Source organism: Pseudidiomarina salinarum (genome assembly GCF_000753715.1).
GTDB classification, from domain to species: Bacteria; Pseudomonadota; Gammaproteobacteria; order Enterobacterales; family Alteromonadaceae; genus Pseudidiomarina; species Pseudidiomarina salinarum.
Window position 1 is genome coordinate 172,324 of the sequence record NZ_JPER01000005.1, and the last position, 23,738, is coordinate 196,061.

The window sequence follows — 23,738 nt, forward strand, 5'->3', positions numbered from 1 at the left end:
AAAGTATCCTGATAATTAGCGTTGCTGATAGACAACAGGTGATGCAGATGTCGAGAAAGATACTGATCGTTGAAGATGAAGCCGCTATTCGCGAAATGCTCAGCTTTGTTATGGAGCAGCACGGCTACCAGGCGGTAGAAGCAAATGATTATCATCAGGCGCTGGAAAAAATTACTGATCCGCTGCCTGATATGATTCTGCTGGACTGGATGTTGCCCGGCGGAACCGGGGTGCAGTTAGCAAAAAAACTAAAAAGTGATGACTTTACCCGCAACATCCCGATCATCATGCTGACAGCGCGCAGCGAAGAGGATGATAAAATCCGCGGCCTCGAAGTGGGCGCTGATGACTACCTGACGAAGCCATTCTCACCGAAGGAGCTGATGGCCAGAATTCGTGCGGTATTCCGCCGTGTGACCCCGACCGCACTGGACGAACCTATCGAAATTGAAGGTCTGCGGCTTGATCCGGTTTCGCATCGGGTGACGGCTTTTGATGAGCGTCTGGATATGGGGCCAACCGAATTTAAATTATTACACTTCTTTATGACCCATCCCGAGCGGGTGTATAGTCGTGAGCAACTGCTTGATCACGTGTGGGGAACTAATGTGTATGTTGAAGACCGTACGGTCGATGTCCATATTCGTCGTTTACGGCAGGCGATTGCTGCCCATAGTCATGACCGGTTGGTGCAAACTGTACGGGGCGTGGGTTACCGTTTTTCAGCCCGTTGATCGGATAACAACCTTTTATGGATAAAAAGTATTCCGGCCTATTTATGTTGCGCGGCCTGTTCTGGTTTTTGCTGCCTGTCGCGCTGCTGGGGCTGCTCCTTGACTCATTCTGGTTGGTAATGACCCTGGCGCTGCTGGGATTATTAGGCTGGCACTATTATTTTCAGTACAAGCTGATTGACTGGTTATGGAACCGTCGGCGGTTGCTTCCGCCTGATGCCCCTGGCAGCTGGAGCTACATTTACGATGGTATTTACCGTACCCAGCGCCGCAGCCAGCAGCGTCGCCGTGCGCTTGCCAGCATTTTACGCCGCTTCCGCGAGGCGTCCGAAGCCATTCCCGATGCTGCCATCGTTTTTCGCCGCGACGGCGGCCTGATTTGGTGTAATAAGCTGGGGCAGTTTTACTTCGGCCTGAAATGGCCGGCTGATACCGGTATTCACCTGTCGAATTTGATCCGCCACCCGGAATTTATTCGTTATCTGCAAGTCGGTGATTTCAGTAAAGATATCACGCTGCCGTCACCGGTCCGCGAAGATATTGAGCTGGAAATCCGCATTATGCCCTATAGCGATAACCAGTACCTGCTGATGGCCCGCGACATTACTCAGATCAAACTTGCCGAACAGATGCGCAGTGACTTTGTCGCCAATGTCTCCCATGAACTAAAAACGCCCCTTACCGTGATTCAGGGCTACCTGGAAATGATGGAAGATGAGGCCAGTTTACCACCCGCCATGCTGAACAAGGCCGTTCACGACATGAATGATCAGAGTGTACGCATGCGTAAACTGGTGGATCAGCTACTGTCGCTGTCGCGGATGGAAGGCAGCGCGGTGGATATCTTTGAGCGAAAAGTGGACGTGCCGGCCATTTTGCATGCCCTTAAAAGTGACGCCGAACAACTTAATGCCAGCCGCCAACATGATATCGAATTTGAGATAGGCACGCAGAAAATGTACGGCCGCGAGGATGAAATACGAAGCGTATTTGCCAATTTGCTGGCAAACGCCATTCAGTATACCCAGCCAAAAGGCAAAATTAAGGTGCAGTGGCGGCCTGTCGGTCAGCAAATGGAATTCAGCGTGACTGATAATGGTCCCGGGATACCGGCTGAGCACATGCCACGCCTGACCGAGCGTTTTTATCGCATTGATAAAGATCGCAACAGCGCCAGGGGCGGTTCAGGGCTGGGGCTGGCCATTGCGCGCCAGGCGGTTGAACATCATCACTGTAAATTACTCATCGACTCCGTGGTGGGCCGTGGCTCCAAATTTGCCGTGCGGGTGCCGGAAGAGTTGGTGATCCGCGATTAATTCTGCGTATCACTTTTTTTACCATTGTCATCAAACTGTCATCTTGACCTACTACACTAAGCCTGTTTTTGGAACAAAGCTGTTATTTAGCATCGGCTACTGGAGTCACTATGAAACTTAAATCAACACTTCTTGCACTAAGCCTGGCAACTATCGTCAGCGGCGCTGCGTCAACTGCCGCGCAAGCCCAGAAGGTTACTGATAACCTGCCTGAATATAATAAAGTTAGCGGCCTGTCCGGTAACCTGTCGTCAGTGGGTTCTGATACCCTGGCTAATATGATGACCTTCTGGTCAGAAGAGTTTAAGCGCATGTATCCGAACGTGAACATGCAGATCCAGGCCGCGGGTTCATCTACTGCACCACCCGCTCTGACCGAAGGTACTTCTAACTTCGGGCCAATGAGCCGTGCCATGAAATCAAAAGAGATTGAAGCTTTTGAAAAGCGTTTTGGTTACAAGCCAACTGCAGTGCGCGTAGCTATTGATGCACTGGCGGTGTTCGCGCATAAAGACAACCCGATTCAGGGCCTGACTATTCCTGAAGTTGATGCGATTTTCTCGTCAACCCGTTTATGTGGCGCCACCAAACAAGTACAACGCTGGGGCGACCTGGGGTTAACCGGCAGTTGGGAAAACCGCGACCTGCAACTTTATGGACGCAACTCGGTATCTGGTACTTACGGTTACTTTAAAGAAATCGCGCTGTGCGACGGTGACTTCCGTAACAACGTGAACGAGCAGCCTGGTTCTGCGTCGGTGGTGCAGTCCGTATCAACCTCATTAAACGCGATTGGCTATTCAGGTATTGGTTACATCACTTCAGGTGTGAAAACTGTGCCACTGGCTCGCGAAGCGGGCGCTGAATATGTTGACGCCACTACTGAGAACGCCCTGGCTGGTAAATACCCGCTGTCACGTTTCCTCTATGTGTACGTGAACAAGCACCCGAACCAGCCGCTGGATCCGGCAACGGCTGAATTCCTGCGCATGGTACTGTCGAAAAAAGGCCAGGAGATCGTTGATAAAGACGGCTATATCCCGCTGCCCCTGGTGGTAGTTGAACAGGAACTAGAGCGCCTTGGCCTTAACTAAAAAACGCCCGTAAGCTGTGATATGAAGACCCGCTATGGCGGGTTTTCTTTTTTGAGCGGGCAGCTAAAAATGTCAGAAATATGACAGTGCTGTAACAGTACTGTCATAATTAGCGTCTATACTTGCCGCATTAAATTTTTGATTTCAGTCACTCCGATACCGAGGCATTGATGGCTAAAGCTAAATCCGGCGACTTTGGAGCCAGTAACTACCGGTTATTTAAAGATCGCGCCGCGCGCTGGGGCGTTACCCTTGGCGGTATTCTGGTCTTGATTACCCTGTTACTGATCTTTTTCTACCTGCTCTATGTGGTCGAACCTATATTCCGAGGCGTTTCTGTTGACGCCAAACGTGATTTTACGATTCCTAAAGATGGTGAAGTGGTGACCCTGGGGATTGAAGAGCAGTCCGAGATCGGATACCAGTTCACGGATACCGGCGTACTCAGCTTTTTTGCGTTGGAGTCACCACCGGGTAACAACTGGCAGCCGGGCGAAATACTGCTGCGCGAGCAGGTTGTACCAACCACTCCCACCAGCTTTACCGCTACCCAGCCGCAGAATAACCGCTACGCCTATGGTACTGCCGACGGTAAAGCCCAGGTTGTCGAGCCCAAGTTCCGCAACCGCTTTGTTGCGGGTATACGCAGTACCACGCCTTATATTGAATATGTTAACGGCCACGATCTGATTACTGTTGATCGCGAGGGTCGTGCTTTAACGCAACTTGCCTATGAATATGATGGCGAGTCGATGTTATTTGCCGCGGTTACCGCAGACGGAACCGTAGTGACCAACTATCTGGAAGCAGCCCGTAATTTTCTGACCGATGAGGTTGAGTTGAAGGAGAATTTCAATAGCCTCAACCTGACCGGCCCGGTGGATCAGCTGGAAGTGACGCCCAACCTTCGCCAGTTGCTGATCCGCCAGGGTAACCGCCTGCATGTTTACGATGTATCTACTACGGGCAAGCTATCTGAGCGTCAGATTATCTCGGTTGATCGCCGTTTAGGCGATGTCACCACGATGCAGTTATTGGCGGGTGCCAGTTCCATCTTATTTGGCCATAGCAGCGGCATCGTCAGCCAGTGGTTTGAGATAGCTGAAGAAGAAGGGCGGCGTTATCAGTATATCCGTGAGTTTAAAGCGGCTGACAGCGCTATTCAGGAAATTATTCCGGAATACTACCGCCGGACCTTTTATACAGTGTCTGCCGAAGGCGAACTGGGCGTATTCCATACCACTTCGCAGGCTGACCTTTACCGGGGCAAACCCGATCAGATCAGCGCCGAGCGGGTGGTCATTGATCCACGAGCCAATACCCTGCTGATGTACAGCGGCGGTAAATACCACTCGTTCAACCTTGAAAACGAACACCCGGAAGTGACGTGGAGCGGCCTGTGGCAGGAAGTCTGGTACGAGGGCTATCCTGAACCTGAGTATGTCTGGCAGTCCACTTCAGGATCCGATGATTTTGAGCCCAAGTTCAGCCTGGTGCCTATTTCGTTCGGTACTATTAAAGCGGCAGCGTACGCGATGTTATTTGCGGTGCCAATCGGCTTAGCGGCTGCGGTGTATACCGCCTACTTCATGTCGCCTGGTGTTCGTAAAGTGGTCAAACCCACGGTAGAAATCATGGAGGCGTTACCTACGGTTATCTTAGGTTTCCTGGCCGGACTCTGGCTGGCTCCGGTGATCGAAAACTACTTACCGGGCATTATTGCCACTATTATTCTGGTGCCATCGGCGATTGTGCTGTTTGCACTACTTGCCAGTAATTTGCCACAACGCCTGCGCAACCAGTTTACCGATGGCCGGGCGGCGCTGATTTTGCTGCCGCTGGTGGCGTTGGTGGGCTGGTTTTCGTTCTCGATGTCTCCCATCGTAGAAGACTGGCTATTTGGCGGAAACGTACGTGAATATATTACTAATGAACTAGGCATAACGTTTGATCAGCGCAACTCGCTAGTGGTCGGCATCGCCATGGGCTTTGCGGTTATTCCAACCATCTTCTCGATTGCCGAAGACGCCGTATTCAGTGTACCTAAACACCTGTCGAACGGCTCCCTGGCATTGGGCGCGACGACCTGGCAAACCCTGACCAAAGTGGTGCTGCTGACTGCCAGCCCGGGTATTTTCTCGGCCGTTATGATGGGGCTTGGCCGGGCCGTTGGTGAAACCATGATTGTACTGATGGCAACCGGTAATACGCCGATTATGGACTGGAATATTTTTGAGGGCATGCGCACCTTGTCGGCAAACATTGCTGTCGAGATGCCAGAGTCGGAAGTGGGCAGTTCGCACTACCGGATATTGTTCCTGGCGGCCTTTGTGCTATTTATCTTCACTTTTGCGTTCAATACCGTGGCTGAAGTAGTCCGGCAGCGGTTGCGCGATAAATATAGCTCGATGTAAGCGAGAGGATGTTCATGAAGCATTGGTTTAAATCAGGAAAACCCTGGATCTGGCTGACCGCTGGAGCGGTAAGCGTGAGTCTGATCGCGGTGCTCGGGCTAATGGCAATGATCGCCTGGCGAGGCCTGTCGTTCTTCTGGCCGGCAGCGATTCACGAGATCGAAGTGCGGGCGAATGACGGTACTACCCAAACCATTATCGGTGAAATCTACGACAGCGAAGAGATCCCCATTCAGCGCCTGCAGGAATCGGGCGTACAACTGGATAACTTCGACGAGCCGACGTTACGGCGGATCCTGTTGAAGGTTGGTAATCGTGAATATGTCCCGTTAGATTTCGCCTGGATAATGGTGCCACAGATCGTTCGTGACGAAACCCCGGCTGATCTGGCACGCCTGGAGCGCAGCAAAGACGGTAATTTCTATGGCTATGTGGCGGCGGTGCTGGAAAATGGCGAGCCGGTAGCAACCGAAGGCGACGCATCGCTTCGTGATGAACTGGATCGCCGTATTGAGCGCGCCGTCGAAATCGGTGAAGAAGCCGATGCCTTGCAGAGCTCTGAGATTGGCGCCATCAACTATCAGCTTAACCAGCTGCGTCTCGAGCGCCGCCGGCTGGAACTTAGTGATCAACTGACGCTGGAAGCCGAGCAGGCGATTGAAGAGCGTGAGCAGGCGCTACGGGACGAGTATCAGGAGCTTGAGAAAGAACTCTTCGCGTTACGTGAGCAGGCTAACCGCGATGCAGTCGTGATGCGCGATATGCGTGGGGTCGAAGTGACTCTGCCGATGTATCGGATTCTGGGTGCGACCTTTCCGAATGATATGAGTTTGTTCGCGGAAATCGGCCATTTTTTCAAGCAGATCGGCAACTTTGTTAGCGAGGATCCACGCGAAGCCAACACCGATGGTGGTGTGTTCCCGGCTATATTTGGTACGGTCTTTATGGTGCTGCTGATGTCGGTATTAGTGACACCCTTTGGCGTGATTGCGGCCATTTATCTGCACGAATACGCCGGCCGTAACGCAATAACCCGGCTGATCCGGATCGCGGTGATTAACTTAGCGGGCGTACCCTCGATTGTATACGGGGTATTTGGTCTGGGCTTCTTTGTCTATATGGTGGGTGGTTCACTGGATCAGATTTTTTATCCGGAAGCACTGCCAAGCCCGACCTTTGGTACGCCGGGCGTGATGTGGTCAGCAATTACGCTGGCGATACTGACACTGCCGGTAGTCATCGTGTCCACGGAAGAAGGGTTGTCGCGTATTCCCAGTACCTTACGTGAAGGCAGCCTGGCACTGGGCGCAACGAAGGCGGAAACCTTATGGCGCATTATTCTGCCGATGGCGTCGCCAGCGATTATGACCGGTCTGATTCTGGCGGTGGCTCGCGCTGCCGGTGAAGTAGCGCCACTGATGTTGGTTGGGGTGGTGAAGTCAGCTCCGATGCTACCGGTTGATGGTAACTTCCCGTACTTCCACCTGGATCGCAAATTTATGCACTTGGGCTTCCACATTTATGATGTGGGCTTCCAGAGCCCGAACGTGGAAGCGGCGCGTCCGCTGGTATACGCCACGTCGTTCTTACTGGTAACTGTTATCGTCGGGCTGAACCTGACGGCAATTGGTGTACGAAACCATTTGCGTGAAAAATATCGCTCTTTAGAGCACTAATTTTGAGCTTAGCGAAAAGGTCTTCATTATGATTTCGGTAACCCCGACAAGTTCACAGGCTGAGGTTCTTGATTTAGAGAATCTGACAGCTGAGCAAACTGCATTAGAAATACGCAATCTGAATCTGCATTACGGTGAAGCGCAGGCGCTTTATGATATTTCGATGAATATTCCGAAGAACCGCGTCACTGCCTTTATCGGGCCTTCAGGTTGTGGTAAATCAACCTTGCTGCGCTGTATTAACCGGATGAATGATCTGGTGGAAATCGCCCGCACCAGCGGTGAGATTCGGCTGCACGAAAAGAATATTTACGACAAAGACGTCGACGCAGCGGCCTTGCGCCGCCGGATAGGCATGGTATTCCAGCGTCCGAACCCCTTTCCTAAATCGATTTACGAAAACGTGGTTTATGGGATGCGCCTGCAGGGCGTAAACGACCGCCGCACTTTAGACGAAGTGGTGGAACGGTCGCTGAAGGGCGCAGCCTTATGGGAAGAGGTAAAAGATCGTCTGAATGCCAGTGCTTTTGGTCTTTCTGGTGGTCAGCAGCAGCGTCTGGTGATTGCCCGCGCCATTGCTATCGAACCTGAAGTACTGTTGCTGGATGAGCCAACCTCAGCGTTGGATCCCATATCAACCCTGACTATCGAAGAACTGATTACCGAGTTAAAATCCAAATATACCGTGGTGATTGTGACCCACAATATGCAGCAGGCGGCGCGGGTTTCTGATCAAACCGCTTTCATGTATATGGGTAAACTGATTGAGTATGCTGATACCAATACCTTGTTTACCACCCCGGAAAAGAAACAAACCGAAGATTACATTACCGGCCGTTACGGTTAACAGGAGCTTGCCGAGATGGATAAGTTAAACATGAGCCGGCATATTTCCGGCAAATTTAATGAAGAGCTTGAGGCTGTCCGTAACCAGGTACTGAATATGGGCGGCCTGGTTGAACAGCAGTTGCGGGATTCACTGTACGCCATTGAAAAGTCTGACCATGAACTGGCAGAAAAAATCCTCCAGCGTGATTTCAACATCAACGCCATGGAAGTGCAGATTGATGAAGCCTGTGTGCAGATCATCGCCAAGCGCCAGCCAGCAGCCAGTGACTTACGCCTGGTGATCGCGATTTTCAAAACCATCTCTGACCTTGAGCGTATCGGTGATGAAGCTGAACGCATTGCGCGGGTGGCACTCGAGAGTTTTAATAACGATCAGCAGCAGTTTCTGGTTAGCCTTGAGAACCTTGGTCAGCAAGTTTTGTCGATGCTGCACAACGTGCTTGATGCTTTTGCCCGGATGGATCTTGATAGTGCTTATGAAGTACACCAGATGGATGCCCAGGCGGATCGCCAGTACGAAGCGCTGACCCGTCAGCTAATGACCTACATGATGGAAGATCCGCGCGGTATTCCGAAGGTTATGAATGTACTCTGGTCGGCGCGCTCACTGGAGCGTATCGGCGACCGTTGTCAGAATATCGCCGAGTACATTATTTTCTTTGTGAAGGGTAAGGATGTCCGGCACGTTTCAGCGGAGTCGATGGAACGTACCGTGAAAGGCCCGGGCGTCGGCAAAAAATAAAGCTGCCGGCACGCCGCCTGTCTAATACAATACCCGGGCACGGATAGTGCCCGGTATCTCCCGGATTTTTGTCAGCATCCGATCAGCCTGATTGCCCTCGATCGGCGTGTCTATATCAATGACCACATAACCCACTTCGCTATCCGTCTGCAGATACTGTCCCGATACGTTGATATTGTCGTCAGCCATGATCTGGTTAATGCGCGTGAGCATGCCAGGACGGTTCTCGTGAATATGCAATAAGCGGCGTGAACCCGCATGGGTTGGCAGCGATACTTCCGGGAAATTAACCGCCGAAAGGGTGGAGCCGTTATCTGAGTAATGGACCAGCTTGCCTGCTACTTCAATGCCGATATTTTCCTGGGCTTCCTGGGTCGAGCCGCCAACATGGGGGGTAAGGATGCAATTATTCAGCCCCTGCAGCGGTGATTCAAAACGCTCATTATTGCTGCCGGGCTCAACCGGAAATACATCAATAGCGGCGCCGGCCAGATGACCCGATTTAAGCGCTTTAGCCAGTTCATCGATAACTACCACGGTACCGCGTGAGGCGTTGATCAGAATGCTACCGGGTTTCATGGCGGCAATCTGACTGGCACCTATCAACCACTGCGTTTGTGCTGTTTCAGGAACATGCAGGCTAATAACATCGGCCTGGCGCAATAACTCGTCAAGGGAATGCACCTGCATGGCGTTGCCCAGCACCAGCTTATTTTCGACGTCATAAAAGCGCACCTGCATACCCAATTGTTCGGCTAAGATGCTGAGCTGACTGCCAATATGCCCGTAGCCGACAATCCCCAGTACTTTACCGCGGGCCTCATACGAACCTTTAGCTGCTTTGTCCCAGCCGCCCTGGTGGGCCGCCGCATTTTTTTCAGGGATGCGGCGCAGCAACATAATAATTTCGGCCAGCACCAGTTCGGCGACACTACGGGTATTGGAAAAAGGGGCGTTAAAAACCACCACGCCGTGGCGGCGGGCGGCCTGCAGATCGACCTGGTTGGTACCGATACAAAAGCAACCAACGGCGGCCAGTTTCTGCGCGGCGGCAAACACCTTCGGCGTCAGTTGGGTGCGCGAGCGGATGCCAACAAAGTGGACATCTTTAATGCGCTCACAGAGCTCATCTTCATCCAGGGCGGTTTTTACAAAATCGATATTATCGTAGCCGCGCTGCCTGAATACCTCGACAGCACTCTCATGGACCCCTTCCAGTAACAGGATCTGAATACGATCTTTAGCTAGCGATACCAGGCTCATTCGGTGGTTTTGACTCCGTCCGGGGTAGCAATAAGGGCGATATCCGCTTTACGGGCTGCGAACAGGCCATTGGTAACAACACCAACAATATTATTCAGTTGCTGTTCTAATTGCACGGGGTCAAGGATATCTAAATTGTGAATATCCAGTATCAGGTTGCCGTTATCAGTGACAAAGCCCTGACGCCATTCCGGGTCGCCGCCTAGTTTAACGATCTGACGGGCCACATAGGAGCGCGCCATCGGAATCACTTCAACCGGCAGCGGGAACTGGCCTAACCGACCCACTTGCTTGCTCTCGTCAACGATACAGATGAATTTATCCGCCACTGCGGCGACAATTTTTTCGCGGGTCAGCGCACCGCCACCGCCTTTGATCATGCGCAGGTGCTCGTCAATTTCATCGGCACCGTCAATATAAACCGGTAACTCGCCGACATGGTTGAGTTCAATCACCTCAATACCGTGTGACTTCAGGCGCTTGGTGGATGCTTCCGAGCTGGATACGGCCCCTTCGATATCGTCTTTCATATCAGCCAGTGCATCGATGAAAAAGTTTACGGTGGAGCCACTGCCAATACCGACCACTGAGCCAGGTTTGACATACTTGAGGGCCGCTTGCGCTACTTGTTTTTTAAGTTCGTCTTGAGAGGTCGCCATAGTGATATCCAGGTTAACAACAGGGTCTATAACTATACAGGCTCAGCTCCGGAAGTCCCATACTTTTGCGGGGGTGACCACCATCGGCAGGGGAACATCCCAGGCGGCACAGGGGATGCGTTCAACCTGCTGGCACTCGTAAGCGAGTCCCACCGGTAGCAGGTTGGGATAGCCGCCTTTGCGCCAGCTTGCCAGCGTCCGATCATAATAACCGCCACCCATGCCCAGACGGTTGCCCATAGCATCAAAGCCAACCAGCGGCACCAGCAGAATCTGCATGTGCTGCAACGGAATAATATCGGGGCAGCGCAAGGTCGGCTCGGCGATGCCAAAGCGGTTGGCGCGCCAGATGGTGCGCTCGTGTTGCCGCAAAAACAGCAGGTGTCCTTTTACTACCGGATGTAAAACCGGTAGCGCCAGCTGATAATTCCGGATAAGTTCCAGGTTCAGTTCATGGGTGGGCAGTTCGGCGTGAATGCTGTGGTAGCTGCCAATAGTGTTAGCCTGGCGGAGCTCGGGCAGTGCCAGGAGTTGCCGGCGGAGCGCGCTGGCGGCGTGCTCCCGCTCGGCGGTGCTGAGTTGTCCACGTTGACGCAGAAGCTGCTGGCGCAATTGCTGTCGGTTCACGGCGCTGTTATCCTTGCTTAATCCATCGCTAATATAAGTGTGTTATATCATGATGATTCGGTTACTGACTACGGCTTCACTGCTTGTCACTCTGCTTGCCGGCCTGGCGGTCGCAGTGGCGGCACCTCCTAAGGCTCCGGCCCGCGGCGATCAGGGCGAAGGCCCCTATACCCGGTTGATTCTGCGCGGAGGGACCTTGATTAACGGCGAAGGCGCTCCGCCTATCGGGCCGGTCGATATCGTTATTGAACAGGACCGCATCGTCAAAGTGATCAGTGTTGGTCATCCCGGTGTGCCAGTTATTGAACAAGGCCGCCCGGAAGCGCAGCCTGGTGATCAGGAACTGGATGTCAGTGGTAAATACATCCTGCCAGGCTTTGTTGACATGCACGGCCATATTGGCGGCTCAGCCGAAGGAATTCCCGCTGAATATGTGCTGAAACTCTGGCTGGCGCACGGTATCACAACGATTCGCGAGCCGGGCAGCTTTAATGGTCTGGACTGGGTCAAGTGGCACGAACAGCGGGCCGCGAACAACACCATAGTTTCGCCACGTATTATTCCCTACGCCGGCTTCGGCATGAATGCTGATGAGCCTATTTTCAGTGGCGAACAGGCGCGTGCCTGGGTCCGCGATATTAAACGTCAGGGCGCTGCCGGGATTAAGTTTTTCGGTGCCACGCCCAAAGTGATTGAAGCGGCGTTGGATGAAGCGAATAAACAACAGCTGGGTACCATGATGCATCATGCCCAGCTGAACGTGACCCGCACCAACGTGATTGATTCGGCGCGGCTGGGGCTGACGACCATGGAGCATTGGTACGGCCTGCCTGAAGCCCTGTTTACCGATCAGGTGATTCAGGACTACCCGGCCGATTATAACTATAACAATGAGCAGGATCGTTTCAGCGAAGCTGGCCGCTTGTGGCAGCAAGCCGCTGAGCCGGGTTCAGAAAAATGGCAGCAGGTGCGGGATGAGCTGATCAGCCTGGATTTCACCATTAACCCCACGCTGACCATTTATGAGGCTAGCCGTGACCTGATGCGTGAGCGCCAGGCCATCTGGCACGAAGATTATACGCTGCCGCAACTGTGGGACTTCTTCACGCCCAGCCGCTACGCCCATGGTTCGTACTGGTTTGACTGGACCACTGACCATGAAGTGGCGTGGCGCCAGAACTATCAGAAATGGATGACTTTCCTCAATGACTATAAAAACCATGGCGGCCGTGTCACCACGGGCTCAGATGCAGGTTATATCTATAAGATTTATGGCTTTGGTTTAATTCGCGAGCTTGAGCTATTGCGGGAAGCGGGTTTTAACAGTCTGGAAGTTATTCAGGCAGCAACCTTAAATGGGGCTGAAGCGCTTGGCCTTGAGAGTGAAATTGGCAGTGTCGTGCCGGGCAAAAAGGCTGACATGCTGATTGTGGACGAAAACCCTATGGGTAACTTCAAGGTCCTTTATGGCACTGGCCACTATAAGCTGAACGACAACAATGAGCCGATGCGCACCAAAGGGATTCGCTACACCATCAAAGATGGCATTGTTTATGATGCGCAGGAGTTACTGGAAGACGTTCGTGAACTGGTGCGTGAGGCCAAAGCCTCAGCAAAATAAAGGGTGATTGCCCAGGATGCCGCTGCGTGCCGTAGCCCTTGAACCCACTGGTTCAAGGCGGGGCGCAAATCACGACCGTAGGCTTCTCGATACATGTCGAGCTTGCACAATAGCCGCTCAGTGAGCCCCTGTACTGATGACATCGGCTCAGGGACATAGGCTTGCTGGCGCACATCCCAGGCAATCATAATATGTGCGGATTACGAGCTGTCGTTAACGGCGCGGCCGTTGTTCGCTCATGACCTGTTCCAGGGTTTCCTGCAACAGCTTGATTTTATCTTCGAGCTCGGTAATCCGCTCTTTTTGAGCTTCTGCAGTCTGGGCACTTTCATGACAAAGATTAAGTGCTGCCATAACCGCAATTTGTTCCGGATGAGTAAGCCGGGTACCGCTGCGGATCTGCTCCAGCTTACTGTTGAGTTTGTCCGCAGCTTGCTGCAGAGCGACTTCTTGGCCGGCAGGGCAATTCACCGTATACAGGCGATCAATTAACTTGATGTCGATGGTGCGCTGACTCATGCCGGATCCTTGTTAGTCACGAATTCATATTCGTCTATAGTATGACATGTTCAACAGGGGTTTGTCAGCTAGCCTGGCGCACTGTGCAATGGTAGGATAGCTAAGTTAATTCAGCACAAGAGATTTACTATGTCTGATACGGATGGTTCAGAAAACAACTTGCACTCATATGATCGTCTGACCGAATTTTTTGAGCAGCACGGCATTCTTTCAAACGCGTCGGAAGTGCATGGCATCCTGACTGGTATGGTTGCCGGCGGCGCCAGCCTCAAAGGCGATGACTGGTTGCTGTTGCTCAGCGATCTTATCAACGAAGGCCAGCAATTCCCGCCGGCCGTTCGCGAAAAGCTCGAAGAAATGGCGAATGACATAACGGTTGGCATGGGCGATCCCGATCTTAGTTACCAGATGGTGCTGCCGGGTGATCATCAGCCACTCTATGAGCGGTTACAGGCGCTGATTGCCTGGGTGCAGTCGTTCCTTGTTGGCTTTGGCGTCAATCAGACAAACCTTGCCGGTCTGTCTGCCGATCTGCGTGAAGCGATTGATGACATGGTCGAAATTGCCAAGCTCGATTTCGCAATTGATGATGAAGAAGACGCCGAACGCGCTTATTTTGAAATCGTCGAGTACCTGCGAATATCGGCTGTGCTGTGTTTTACCGAATTGGGTCAGAATTCAGAAGCCGGCTGTAAAACCAATAAAACGCTGCACTAATTTGTTCATGCATCTCAAGGTATAGGTGTCTGTATAGATGTCGAAACTCCATTCCGAATTCCAGTCGCGCCGCCAGCAGATACTCGATTTTCTGCAGCAACAGGACGAGCCGGCTATCGCTATTATTCCCTCAGCTCAGTTGGCTACCCGTAGCCGCGATACGGAATACCCGTTCCGGCAGGACAGCGATTTTTACTATCTGACCGGCTTTAACGAGCCGGATGCGCTGCTGGTTTTGCAGCCAGACAATGACCAACCGGTGCAACTATTCTGCCAGCCCAGCGATCCCCATGCCGAAGTCTGGCATGGCCGGCGTCTTGGCGTTGACCGCGCGCCGGAAGCATTGGGCGTCGACGGGGCTTACTCTATTGCCGATGCTGATGAACATTTGTTTGCGCTATTAAACGGTATGCATAGCGTTTATACCCCCCATGACAAACCCGAGCTGACGCAGTTATTGCATGAGCTGGCGGCCGAATTACGGCAAACGTCGAAGAAAGGCGATCGGGCACCGCAGGCCTGGCATGATCTGGCACCGAAACTGGCGCAGATGCGCTTAGTTAAAAGTGAGGCTGAGCTTGAGCTCATGCGCCGCGCGGCGGCGATCAGTGTGGATGCTCATAAACGGGCAATGCGTTATACCCGCCCCGGTGTATATGAATACCAGGTAGCCGCTGAGCTTCACCATGAATTTGCGCTACAGGGTGCGGCCGGACCCGCCTATGGCACCATTTGCGGCAGCGGTGAGAATGCCTGCATATTGCATTACACCGAAAATAGCAGCCAGTTGCAGGATGGCGATTTGCTGCTGATCGATGCCGGTGCTGAATTTCAGGGCTATGCGGCAGATATTACCCGCACCTTCCCGGTTAATGGTCGTTTCAGCGAACCGCAAAAAGCGCTGTATGAACTGGTTCTGGCCGCGCAGGAAGCCGCATTAGCCACTGTTAAGCCGGGCAGTAATTTGCCGGCGGCGCAGGAGGCGGCAGCCCGCACCATTACCCAGGGCTTACTGGATTTAGGAATTCTGGCCGGCAGCTTCGCGCAGCACTGGGAGCAAACCAGTTACCGTAAATTCTTTATCCATGGCCTGGGTCACTGGCTGGGGCTGGATGTTCACGATGTTGGCACATATGACGTTGCCGGCAAAAAGCAGAAGTTTGCGGCGGGCATGGTGCTGACAGTGGAGCCAGGGATTTATATTCCACCGGGCATGCCTGATGTCGACGCGCGTTGGCACGGTATCGGCATTCGTATTGAAGACGATGTCATTATTACTGCGGACGGGCACGAAAACCTGACTGCCGGAGTGCCTAAAACCGTGGCTGAGATAGAACAATGGATGCAGCAAAAGTAACCCCGGTGGTTATTGCCGGCGGCGGTCTGGTTGGCGCGCTAAGTGCGCTGCTGATTGCCCGGCACCGGCCGGACTGGCAGGTTAAGGTGCTTGAGCCTCAACCCGCCGGACCGGTGCAGGATGGCCGCACTATTGCCCTGTCTGCGGGTACTGTTGGCTTGCTAGAGCGCGAAGGCATCTGGCCGCAACTGAGTAAAACCGCGTATCCGATAGAACATATTCATGTGAGCGATCGCGGCTATGGCGGCGTCACCCGGCTGCACGCTGAAGAGCATCAGGTCGCGGCGCTGGGGCAAGTGATCGCTGCCGCCGATCTGAATCGGGCATTATATGAAGCCTGTCAGGCGCAACCCAATATCGAGTGGATTGCCGGCGCGCGCTTCAGTGACGTCACCCTTTCCAGAACAGCAACCGAAATTATCTATCAGCAGGACGATGGCGAACATCGGCTGCCAGCGCGCTTGCTGGTGGGTGCTGACGGGCAGCGGTCTCGAGTGCGTGACGCGTTACATATTGAAACCGAACAAAGCGATTATCAGCAGGAAGGGATAATCAGCACCTTAACCTTATCGCAGCCGCTGGCCGGCTGGGCCTATGAGCGCTTCACTGACAACGGCCCCGTGGCTTTACTGCCGCTGAATGATTATCAGGCATCACTGGTATGGAGCCTGCCACCAGCGGAAGCTGAAGCGGTGCGCAACAGCAGCGATGCTGAATTCCTGCGGCGCTGTCAGCAGGCCTTTGGTTACCGGGCCGGACGTTTTACTGCCGTTGGTGAGCGCCTGCAGTTTCCGTTACGGATGCAACTGGCAAAAACCAATGTGAAGCACCGGGCCCTGCTGATTGGCAATGCTTCCCATGCTTTACACCCTATTGCCGGACAGGGCTTCAATCTGGGCGTGCGCGATGCGATTGTGCTAAGCGAAATCCTGCGCCATTGCGACGACCCGGGCAGTTATTCTGTGCTGAACGACTACTGGCGTCACCGTGAAGCTGATTATAAGCGTGTGATAGGCCTTACTGATCTGCTGGTGCGTGGCTTTTCAAATAGCTATGTACCGCTGACGTTCTGTCGGAATCTGGCCCTGCTGGGGCTGGACATACTACCGCCGTTACAACAGCAGTTCGCCCGCCAGACTATGGGCTATGTTGATCAGCTGAAACCGGTGAGGGAGTAACAGACATGAATAAAACGCGGCAGCGCTTTATTATCACAGGTGCCGGCATGATGGGCTTAAGCATGGCCCTTGGGTTGCGTCAGCAGGGGCATCAGGTCGATGTGATTGAGCAGGGGCAGCGACCGGACTATGGCGATAAGCCGGAGTTGCGGGTCAGCGCCTTAGCGCACCGTAGCCGGGGGCTGTTGCAGCAGCTGGGCGTGTGGTCGGTATTACCGGCCGAACGACTCGGTCCCTATACCGGCATGGAAGTATGGGATCGTGACAGCTTTGGCGGTATTGAATTTGACGCCGCGGAAGTCCATCAGGATAACCTGGGTGCCATTGTCGAAAACGCCGTACTTGAGCAGGCGCTCTGGGATGCGGCGGAAGCGGCCGGCGTAAAGCTTGCGACCGGCACTACCGTGAATGCGCAGCAGCTTGATGATGATGCTGTACAGGTGACGCTGTCTGACGGCCGACAGCTGCATGGCGATTATCTCATCGCCGCTGACGGTGCCCGCTCCGGCACGCGCGAACGAGCCCAGTTACCCCTGACGTTCTGGGACTATGATCAGCAGGGAATCGTTGCGGTGCTCAATACCAGCCAGCCCCACGGCGGCATTGCCCGGCAGGTCTTTATGCCAGGTGGGCCACTGGCGTTCTTGCCGCTGGCGGATCCCCATCAGGTGTCTATTGTCTGGTCGGCTGATAATGAACTGGCGCAAGCACTGCAGGCAATGCCCGACGCAGCCTTCCGCAAGCAGTTACAGGCTGCCAGTGACCACTGTCTGGGCACGCTGGAACTGGTCTCGGAGCGGGCCAGCTTTCCCTTGAAGATGCATTATGTGCAGCGTTGGGTACAGCAGCGGCTGATTGCGATTGGTGATGCAGCGCACAGCATTCATCCGTTGGCGGGGCAGGGGGCAAACCTTGGTTTTGCCGACGTTGCCGCCTTGCTGGAGGTGTTCAGCGATAACCTGCAGGATCACCATCGCACCTTGAGAAACTGGGAGCGGGAACGCAAAGCGGCGGCGGTCGTCATGATTGCGGCGATGGAAAGTTTCAAGCGCGGTTTTGGCACCAGCCAGCCGCTGGCCAGGATAACCCGTGGCCTGGGTCTGCAACTGGCGCACCGGCTGCCGGCGCTGAAACAGCGGTTAATTCACGCAGCGCTGGGGCAATAACCGCTGCAACTTACAGACGCTCGCTGATAAAACGCGCGAGCTGCCCCGCTGCCAGGTTATCCTGATTTGCCAATTGCATGACGACACTGACTTCACCTAATTCCGGCAGCTCCGCCAGCGACGGCAGCGAGGTGAGCCGGGTCAGGTGCGCCGGCACCGTACTGGCGGCCAGAACAGTAATGCCAAGCCCGCTCTCTATGGCGGCAGTCAGCCCTGAAAAATCCGCATTGGTGTAACTGATCCGCAGTGGTTGTCCGATACCGCGCAGGGCCGCCACTGCCCGCCGCCGGTAAATGCAGCCTTCCGGCGCAGCGACCAGCGATAGACCTGGCTGCATACCGACCGGCCCGACCCAGACCAGCGGCTCTTGCTTCAGGACCACCAGATTGCCGTGCTGATTTTTTTGTTCCGGCTCGGTCAGCGCCACCACCAAATCAAAGTTTGAGTTATCGTCACGCAGCAGATCCTTACTGAGTGCCGAAGTCACCGCCAGGGTCACATTGGGATAGGCCTGGGCAAACTGGCCGACAACCTGGGGCAGCAACTTACTGGCAAACTCGCTGGGAATTCCCAGCCGGACGCGGCCAGACAGAGCCGACTCAGTGAAACGCACCAGGATCTGGTCATTGAGGTTCAGCAGCTGCCGCGCGGCGTCAATCAGCTCGCTGCCGGACTGCGTCAGCTGAATGCGACCACCGGTGCGATGAATTAACTGGCGGCCCAATTGTTCTTCCAGGCGCTGAACCTGTAAACTAATGGCCGGTTGCGAGCGGCCCAGCTGCTGGCCGGCAGCCGTGTAGCTTTGCAGTTCGTAAACGCTGATAAAGGCACGCAAAGCATCCAGTGATAAATGTTGCATAACGACGGCTCCTGAAGCGCGGTATAAGTTGATGCAATAAAAATTATATCACTATTAAATAAATTAATTTATTTATAAGCATTATTCATTTGTTGCGATGGTCTGAGAGTTTTATAATTCGCACCTATTTTTGAACAAACGAAGCACAGGACAACCTGAGTATGGCGAACCGCACCCCTCTGTACGACGCGCACATTAATGCTGGCGCGAAGATGGTCGATTTTTACGGCTGGAAAATGCCGTTGAATTACGGCTCGCAAATTGAAGAACACCATGCCGTGCGCAGCGACTCCGGTGTCTTTGATGTGTCGCACATGACCATTGTCGATGTGAAGGGCGATCAGGCGAAGGCCTTCCTGCGCTATATGCTGGCCAACGATGTGGCTAAACTCAAAGTGCCGGGTAAAGCTCAGTACAGCAGTATGCTCAACGAGCAGGGCGGCGTGATTGATGACCTGATTGTCTATTATTTTACCGATGACTTTTACCGTCTGGTGGTGAATTCAGCAACGCGTGAGCGCGACCTGAACTGGATCCAGTCGGTTGCCGCGGACTTTGATGTGGAAGTGACCGAGCGTTCAGAACTTGCCATGGTTGCTCTGCAGGGGCCTAAAGCTGCTGAGAAGTTAAAACTGCTACTTGGCGACAAAGCTTTTGCTGATGTGGCCAACATGAAGCCGTTCATGTCTGAGCAGGTGGGTGACTTGTTTATCGCTACCACCGGCTACACTGGCGAAAAAGGCTACGAGATTATTGTTCCCGCCGACCAGGTTGAAGCCTTGTGGCAAGATCTGCTTCACCTGGGCGTACAGCCCAGTGGTCTGGGCGCGCGTGATACTTTGCGCCTGGAAGCCGGCATGAACCTGTACGGTCAGGATATGGACGAGAATGTCACGCCACTGGAAGCCAATATGGGCTGGAGCGTGGCTTTTGAGCCTGAAGATCGTGACTTTATTGGCCGCGCGGCACTGGAAAAACAAAAAGCCAGCGACCACGACAAGCTGGTTGGTCTGGTGATGAAAGATAAAGGCGTGTTACGCCACGGTCAGAAAGTCGTGGTTAACGGTGACGAGGGCGTGATTACTTCCGGAACCTTCTCACCGACTCTGGGTTTCTCGATTGCCATGGCGCGGGTGCCGGCCAAAGTGGGCGATACCGCTGAGGTGGAAATCCGGGGAAAATTAGTTAAAGTTAGCGTAGTGAAACCAAGTTTTGTGCGTAATGGTAAATCAGTGTTGGCATAAGCTGACCCTGGCCAGCATGCTGTCAGAATACTAATTAAAACTTATTGAAAGGAACAGAACATGAGCACTATCCCTAAAGAACTCAAGTACACTGCGACGCACGAGTGGGTACGTAACGAAGGTGACGGCATATACACCATCGGCCTGACCGAACACGCACAGGATCTGCTTGGCGATATGGTGTTTGTTGAATTGCCTGAAGTTGGTTCCAATGTTGACACCGGTGATGACATCGCCGTGGCTGAATCCGTTAAAGCAGCCTCTGATGTGTACGCACCTATTACCGGCGAAGTTGTTGAGATTAATGAAGAGCTGGAAAGCTCGCCGGAGAGCGTGAACAGCGACCCGTACGGCGATGGCTGGTTGTTTAAAATCAAGGCAACTGACCCAAGCGAATTAGACGGCTTGCTGGACGCGGAAGCGTATCAGGCCGTTATTGAAGACGAGTAAGTTTTAACAGTAAATACCATAACCCCGGTTCTTAACGCCGGGGTTTTGTGTTTCAAGTGATCTCTATCCACCCGAACCCAGGGGACCAGAAGTACATGACGACCACAACACTTAAGCAGTTAGAAAACCACGGCGAATTTATTGCCCGCCACATCGGACCCAGCGCAGATGAACAGGCCGCTATGCTCAAAGAGCTCGGCGTGGATTCGCTGGAAGGTCTGACGAGCGATACTGTGCCTGGCGCTATCCGCCGCGATCCCTTTTTACAGGTCGGCGAGCCGCTAACTGAGCGTGAAGCGCTGGCTAAGCTGAAAACCATCGCCAGCAAGAATCAGGTGCTGACTTCGTATATCGGTATGGGTTATTACGACACCCTGGTGCCGAACGTGATTCTGCGTAACGTGTTGGAAAACCCGGGTTGGTATACGGCGTATACCCCGTATCAGCCGGAAATTGCTCAGGGTCGTTTAGAAGCTATTCTGAACTTCCAGCAGATGACGATGGATCTGACCGGTCTGGATTTGGCCAGCGCCTCCTTGCTGGATGAAGCCACTGCTGCTGCAGAAGCTATGGCCATGGCCAAGCGTGTCAGCAAGAGCAAATCGAATGTATTTTTTGTCGCCGACAACGTATTTCCGCAAACCATTGATGTAGTGAAAACCCGCGCTGAAATGTTTGGTTTTGAAGTGGTGGTAGCGCCTGCTCGCCAGGTTGTCGATCATGACGTGTTCGGCGCCTTGTTACAGTACCCGGATCGCCAAGGTGAGATACAGAACATCGAGCAGCTGATTGCTGCTGTGCAGAAACAAAATGGCGTGGTCGCTGTGGCCGCCGATATCATGAGCCTGGTATTACTGAAAGCGCCGGGCGAAATGGGTGCTGATATGGTACTGGGTTCAGCTCAGCGCTTTGGCGTGCCTATGGGCTACGGCGGCCCGCATGCCGCCTTCTTTGCAACGCGCGATAAGTACAAGCGTTCACTGCCGGGCCGTATTATCGGTGTATCCAAGGATACCCGTGGCAACGTGGCGCTGCGCATGGCGATGCAGACCCGTGAGCAGCATATCCGTCGCGAAAAGGCGAACTCGAACATCTGTACCGCACAGGTACTGCTGGCGAACATGGCGTCTTTCTACGCGGTCTATCATGGCCCACAGGGGCTGCGCACCATCGCTTCACGTATTCACCGGCTGACGGACATCGTCGCGCTGGGTCTGCGTGATCAGGGCGTACAGCTGATCAACAGCCATTGGTTCGATACGCTGACCTTTGCTTACGACGGCAATGCGGATGATCTGCAGCGCCGTGCGGTTGAAGCCGGATTTAACCTGCGCGTTGATGGTAACGGCGTATTTGGTATCAGCATGGATGAAGCTAAAACCCGTGCCGATGTCGAAGTGCTGTTTGAGGTTATTCTGGGCTCCGATCACGGTCTGGATATCGAAACCCTTGATAGCCGTATTGCCGCTGGCGAAGTGAAATCTATTCCGGCAGAACTGGTGCGCCGGAGCGAGATCCTGACCCACCCGGTATTTAACAGCTATCACTCAGAAACTGAAATGCTGCGCTATATCAAGCAGCTGGAAAATAAAGACCTGTCGCTGAACCACAGCATGATCTCGCTGGGCTCGTGCACCATGAAGCTTAACGCCACTGCCGAGATGATTCCGGTCACCTGGCCTGAATTCGGTCAGTTGCATCCGTTCTGCCCGGCTGAGCAGGCTGCGGGTTATGGCGAGCTGCTGAGCACTCTGTCTGAGTGGCTGATCGATATCACCGGCTACGACAATATGTCGCTGCAACCGAATTCTGGTGCCCAGGGCGAATATGCTGGTCTGCTGGCGATTCAGAAGTATCATGCCAGCCGTGGCGAAGCCCATCGCAACATCTGCTTAATTCCGAGTTCTGCCCATGGCACCAACCCGGCAACGGCACAGATGATGGGCATGAACGTGGTGGTGGTCAACTGCGATAAAAACGGCAACGTGGATCTGGACGACCTGAAAGCCAAAGCCGCTGAAGCTGGCGATAACCTGTCGTGCATCATGGTGACCTATCCGTCGACTCATGGTGTTTACGAAGAAGGCATCCGCACCATTTGTGACACCGTTCATGAATATGGCGGCCAGGTGTACCTGGATGGCGCCAATATGAACGCGCAGGTCGGCGTCACCTCGCCGGGCTACGTTGGCGCTGACGTATCGCACTTAAACCTGCACAAAACCTTCTGTATTCCTCACGGTGGCGGTGGCCCGGGTATGGGTCCTATCGGCGTGAAGAAGCATCTGGCACCGTTCTTACCGAATCATACGGTCGTGCCTATTCAGGGTACTGCGCTGGATAACGGCGCGGTGTCAGCTGCGCCTTTTGGTAGCGCCAGCATTCTGCCGATTTCCTGGATGTACATCGCCATGATGGGCAGCCCTGGTCTGCGCGAAGCCACTGAAGTGGCGATTATGAACGCCAACTACATTGCTAAAAAACTGAGTGATCATTACCCGATCCTGTACAAAGGCCGCAACGCCCGGGTTGCCCACGAATGTATCGTTGATCTGCGCCCGCTGAAGGACGCCGCCGGCGTGACCGAAGTGGATGTGGCCAAGCGCCTGCAGGATTATGGCTTCCACTCACCGACGATGAGTTTTCCGGTGGCTGGCACCCTGATGGTCGAGCCGACTGAATCAGAATCCAAAGCCGAGCTGGACCGTTTCATTGAAGCGATGATTTCGATTCGTGAAGAAGCCCGCAAAGTTGAAAACGGCGACTGGCCGCAGGATAACAACCCGCTGCACCACGCGCCGCACACGCTGGCTGACCTCGTTGACAGCAACTGGGACCGCCCTTACGACCGTGCCACCGGCGCTTATCCGGTTGATGCGGTTAAGGTGAATAAGTTCTGGCCAAGTGTTAACCGGATTGATGACGTTTACGGTGACCGTAATCTGATGTGCAGTTGCCCGGCTACGGATTTGTACCGGTAAAAGCTTTAGTGATTGATCCCAGTAAATAAGTCGTTTATCGGAAATAAGACATTTAATGCCCTCCTATCAGGAGGGCATTTTTGTTTGCGCTTATGTCGGCTTTGAGCGAAAAACGGACCTTCTCTAAAGCACACTTGTATTTCGGATTTGTGCCAAGGTGGACATAAAATGACCGGGATGATTTAATCATTTTTAGCGACGGGCCATCATACTTAACTTTTTTATACAGCACTGAAAAACACCGGCATCGCTGCGCTCACTATTTTTAGCCC

At 53.6% G+C, this 23,738-nt stretch carries 20 protein-coding genes and 1 other RNA gene; 15 read left to right on the plus strand and 6 right to left on the minus strand.

Annotation, left to right across the window (positions count from 1 at the left end):
* The first annotated feature begins 47 nt into the window (after window positions 1-47).
* The 7 genes from phoB (at window position 48) to phoU (ending at window position 8,825) form a co-directional block, all read left to right on the plus strand.
* A complete protein-coding gene (gene phoB / locus IDSA_RS09995; protein ID WP_034776428.1) occupies window positions 48-734 on the plus strand; it encodes a phosphate regulon transcriptional regulator PhoB in 687 nt (228 codons plus the stop codon).
* Window positions 735-751: 17 nt separating this feature from the next.
* Complete coding sequence (gene phoR / locus IDSA_RS10000; RefSeq protein WP_034776429.1) at window positions 752-2,050, plus strand: phosphate regulon sensor histidine kinase PhoR; 1,299 nt, start codon at window positions 752-754, stop codon at window positions 2,048-2,050.
* A gap of 110 nt (window positions 2,051-2,160) precedes the next feature.
* Complete coding sequence (locus tag IDSA_RS10005; protein ID WP_034776431.1) at window positions 2,161-3,144, plus strand: PstS family phosphate ABC transporter substrate-binding protein; 984 nt, start codon at window positions 2,161-2,163, stop codon at window positions 3,142-3,144.
* 170 nt (window positions 3,145-3,314) lie between these two features.
* Complete coding sequence (locus tag IDSA_RS10010; RefSeq protein WP_034776433.1) at window positions 3,315-5,558, plus strand: ABC transporter permease subunit; 2,244 nt, start codon at window positions 3,315-3,317, stop codon at window positions 5,556-5,558.
* Window positions 5,559-5,572: 14 nt separating this feature from the next.
* Window positions 5,573-7,234 (plus strand): phosphate ABC transporter permease PstA, encoded by a 1,662-nt coding sequence (pstA, locus tag IDSA_RS10015; RefSeq protein WP_034776435.1) that lies wholly within the window; start codon window positions 5,573-5,575, stop codon window positions 7,232-7,234.
* 28 nt (window positions 7,235-7,262) lie between these two features.
* Window positions 7,263-8,081, plus strand: a complete 819-nt coding sequence (pstB, locus tag IDSA_RS10020) for a phosphate ABC transporter ATP-binding protein PstB (protein ID WP_034776437.1) — start codon at window positions 7,263-7,265, stop codon at window positions 8,079-8,081.
* 15 nt (window positions 8,082-8,096) lie between these two features.
* Complete coding sequence (phoU, locus tag IDSA_RS10025; RefSeq protein WP_034776439.1) at window positions 8,097-8,825, plus strand: phosphate signaling complex protein PhoU; 729 nt, start codon at window positions 8,097-8,099, stop codon at window positions 8,823-8,825.
* A 21-nt stretch (window positions 8,826-8,846) separates the two neighbouring features.
* On the opposite strand, the gene serA is transcribed toward phoU, so the two are convergent.
* The 3 genes from serA to IDSA_RS10040 are packed head-to-tail and all read right to left on the minus strand — an operon-like array spanning window position 8,847 to window position 11,374.
* Window positions 8,847-10,088, minus strand: coding sequence for a phosphoglycerate dehydrogenase (serA, locus tag IDSA_RS10030; protein WP_034776440.1), 1,242 nt, complete (start codon window positions 10,086-10,088; stop codon window positions 8,847-8,849).
* Window positions 10,085-10,747: a ribose-5-phosphate isomerase RpiA gene (gene rpiA, locus IDSA_RS10035; protein WP_034776443.1), complete on the minus strand. Its 663-nt coding sequence runs from the start codon at window positions 10,745-10,747 to the stop codon at window positions 10,085-10,087. The genes serA and rpiA overlap by 4 nt, the downstream gene beginning before the upstream one ends.
* 42 nt (window positions 10,748-10,789) lie before the next feature.
* Window positions 10,790-11,374: a 5-formyltetrahydrofolate cyclo-ligase gene (locus IDSA_RS10040; RefSeq protein ID WP_034776445.1), complete on the minus strand. Its 585-nt coding sequence runs from the start codon at window positions 11,372-11,374 to the stop codon at window positions 10,790-10,792.
* Between the two features lie 52 nt (window positions 11,375-11,426).
* Here IDSA_RS10040 and IDSA_RS10045 point away from each other — a divergent pair, with 52 nt between their 5' ends.
* A complete protein-coding gene (locus IDSA_RS10045) occupies window positions 11,427-12,995 on the plus strand; it encodes an amidohydrolase family protein (protein WP_198024065.1) in 1,569 nt (522 codons plus the stop codon).
* A 4-nt stretch (window positions 12,996-12,999) separates the two neighbouring features.
* Here the strand turns inward: IDSA_RS10045 and ssrS are convergent.
* Together ssrS and IDSA_RS10050 are read right to left on the minus strand one after the other, a co-directional pair.
* A non-coding RNA gene (ssrS, locus tag IDSA_RS12045) (6S RNA) lies at window positions 13,000-13,181 on the minus strand.
* A 27-nt stretch (window positions 13,182-13,208) separates the two neighbouring features.
* Window positions 13,209-13,514: a cell division protein ZapA gene (locus tag IDSA_RS10050; protein ID WP_034776446.1), complete on the minus strand. Its 306-nt coding sequence runs from the start codon at window positions 13,512-13,514 to the stop codon at window positions 13,209-13,211.
* A 129-nt stretch (window positions 13,515-13,643) separates the two neighbouring features.
* Here IDSA_RS10050 and IDSA_RS10055 point away from each other — a divergent pair, with 129 nt between their 5' ends.
* Genes IDSA_RS10055 through IDSA_RS10070 form a run of 4 tightly spaced genes read left to right on the plus strand, consistent with a single transcriptional unit; the run spans window position 13,644 to window position 17,932 of the window.
* Window positions 13,644-14,231 (plus strand): UPF0149 family protein, encoded by a 588-nt coding sequence (locus IDSA_RS10055; protein WP_051986227.1) that lies wholly within the window; start codon window positions 13,644-13,646, stop codon window positions 14,229-14,231.
* Window positions 14,232-14,268: 37 nt separating this feature from the next.
* Window positions 14,269-15,588 (plus strand): Xaa-Pro aminopeptidase, encoded by a 1,320-nt coding sequence (pepP, locus tag IDSA_RS10060; protein WP_034776449.1) that lies wholly within the window; start codon window positions 14,269-14,271, stop codon window positions 15,586-15,588.
* Window positions 15,570-16,766, plus strand: a complete 1,197-nt coding sequence (gene ubiH, locus IDSA_RS10065) for a 2-octaprenyl-6-methoxyphenyl hydroxylase (protein WP_034776451.1) — start codon at window positions 15,570-15,572, stop codon at window positions 16,764-16,766. The genes pepP and ubiH overlap by 19 nt, the downstream gene beginning before the upstream one ends.
* Before the next feature lie 5 nt (window positions 16,767-16,771).
* Window positions 16,772-17,932, plus strand: a complete 1,161-nt coding sequence (locus IDSA_RS10070; protein WP_034776453.1) for an FAD-dependent monooxygenase — start codon at window positions 16,772-16,774, stop codon at window positions 17,930-17,932.
* Window positions 17,933-17,942: 10 nt separating this feature from the next.
* On the opposite strand, the gene IDSA_RS10075 is transcribed toward IDSA_RS10070, so the two are convergent.
* Window positions 17,943-18,791 (minus strand): LysR family transcriptional regulator, encoded by an 849-nt coding sequence (locus IDSA_RS10075; protein WP_034776455.1) that lies wholly within the window; start codon window positions 18,789-18,791, stop codon window positions 17,943-17,945.
* A gap of 161 nt (window positions 18,792-18,952) precedes the next feature.
* On the opposite strand from IDSA_RS10075, the gene gcvT reads away from it, so the two are divergent.
* The 3 genes from gcvT to gcvP all read left to right on the plus strand — a co-directional run bounded on the left by gcvT (window position 18,953) and on the right by gcvP (window position 23,466).
* Window positions 18,953-20,035: a glycine cleavage system aminomethyltransferase GcvT gene (gene gcvT, locus IDSA_RS10080; protein ID WP_034776457.1), complete on the plus strand. Its 1,083-nt coding sequence runs from the start codon at window positions 18,953-18,955 to the stop codon at window positions 20,033-20,035.
* A 60-nt stretch (window positions 20,036-20,095) separates the two neighbouring features.
* Window positions 20,096-20,485, plus strand: a complete 390-nt coding sequence (gene gcvH, locus IDSA_RS10085) for a glycine cleavage system protein GcvH (protein ID WP_034776458.1) — start codon at window positions 20,096-20,098, stop codon at window positions 20,483-20,485.
* Window positions 20,486-20,580: 95 nt separating this feature from the next.
* Window positions 20,581-23,466 (plus strand): aminomethyl-transferring glycine dehydrogenase, encoded by a 2,886-nt coding sequence (gene gcvP, locus IDSA_RS10090; RefSeq protein WP_034776459.1) that lies wholly within the window; start codon window positions 20,581-20,583, stop codon window positions 23,464-23,466.
* Window positions 23,467-23,738: the final 272 nt, after the last annotated feature.

Bases quoted from the DNA above. Each gene is read 5' to 3' on its own strand.
- phoB (WP_034776428.1), top strand. From the start codon at position 48: ATGTCGAGAAAGATACTGATCGTTGAAGATGAAGCCGCTATTCGCGAA.
- phoR (WP_034776429.1), top strand. From the start codon at position 752: ATGGATAAAAAGTATTCCGGCCTATTTATGTTGCGCGGCCTGTTCTGG.
- IDSA_RS10005 (WP_034776431.1), top strand. From the start codon at position 2,161: ATGAAACTTAAATCAACACTTCTTGCACTAAGCCTGGCAACTATCGTC.
- IDSA_RS10010 (WP_034776433.1), top strand. From the start codon at position 3,315: ATGGCTAAAGCTAAATCCGGCGACTTTGGAGCCAGTAACTACCGGTTA.
- pstA (WP_034776435.1), top strand. From the start codon at position 5,573: ATGAAGCATTGGTTTAAATCAGGAAAACCCTGGATCTGGCTGACCGCT.
- pstB (WP_034776437.1), top strand. From the start codon at position 7,263: ATGATTTCGGTAACCCCGACAAGTTCACAGGCTGAGGTTCTTGATTTA.
- phoU (WP_034776439.1), top strand. From the start codon at position 8,097: ATGGATAAGTTAAACATGAGCCGGCATATTTCCGGCAAATTTAATGAA.
- serA (WP_034776440.1), bottom strand. From the start codon at position 10,088: ATGAGCCTGGTATCGCTAGCTAAAGATCGTATTCAGATCCTGTTACTG.
- rpiA (WP_034776443.1), bottom strand. From the start codon at position 10,747: ATGGCGACCTCTCAAGACGAACTTAAAAAACAAGTAGCGCAAGCGGCC.
- IDSA_RS10045 (WP_198024065.1), top strand. From the start codon at position 11,427: ATGATTCGGTTACTGACTACGGCTTCACTGCTTGTCACTCTGCTTGCC.
- IDSA_RS10050 (WP_034776446.1), bottom strand. From the start codon at position 13,514: ATGAGTCAGCGCACCATCGACATCAAGTTAATTGATCGCCTGTATACG.
- IDSA_RS10055 (WP_051986227.1), top strand. From the start codon at position 13,644: ATGTCTGATACGGATGGTTCAGAAAACAACTTGCACTCATATGATCGT.
- pepP (WP_034776449.1), top strand. From the start codon at position 14,269: ATGTCGAAACTCCATTCCGAATTCCAGTCGCGCCGCCAGCAGATACTC.
- ubiH (WP_034776451.1), top strand. From the start codon at position 15,570: ATGGATGCAGCAAAAGTAACCCCGGTGGTTATTGCCGGCGGCGGTCTG.
- IDSA_RS10070 (WP_034776453.1), top strand. From the start codon at position 16,772: ATGAATAAAACGCGGCAGCGCTTTATTATCACAGGTGCCGGCATGATG.
- IDSA_RS10075 (WP_034776455.1), bottom strand. From the start codon at position 18,791: ATGCAACATTTATCACTGGATGCTTTGCGTGCCTTTATCAGCGTTTAC.
- gcvT (WP_034776457.1), top strand. From the start codon at position 18,953: ATGGCGAACCGCACCCCTCTGTACGACGCGCACATTAATGCTGGCGCG.
- gcvH (WP_034776458.1), top strand. From the start codon at position 20,096: ATGAGCACTATCCCTAAAGAACTCAAGTACACTGCGACGCACGAGTGG.
- gcvP (WP_034776459.1), top strand. From the start codon at position 20,581: ATGACGACCACAACACTTAAGCAGTTAGAAAACCACGGCGAATTTATT.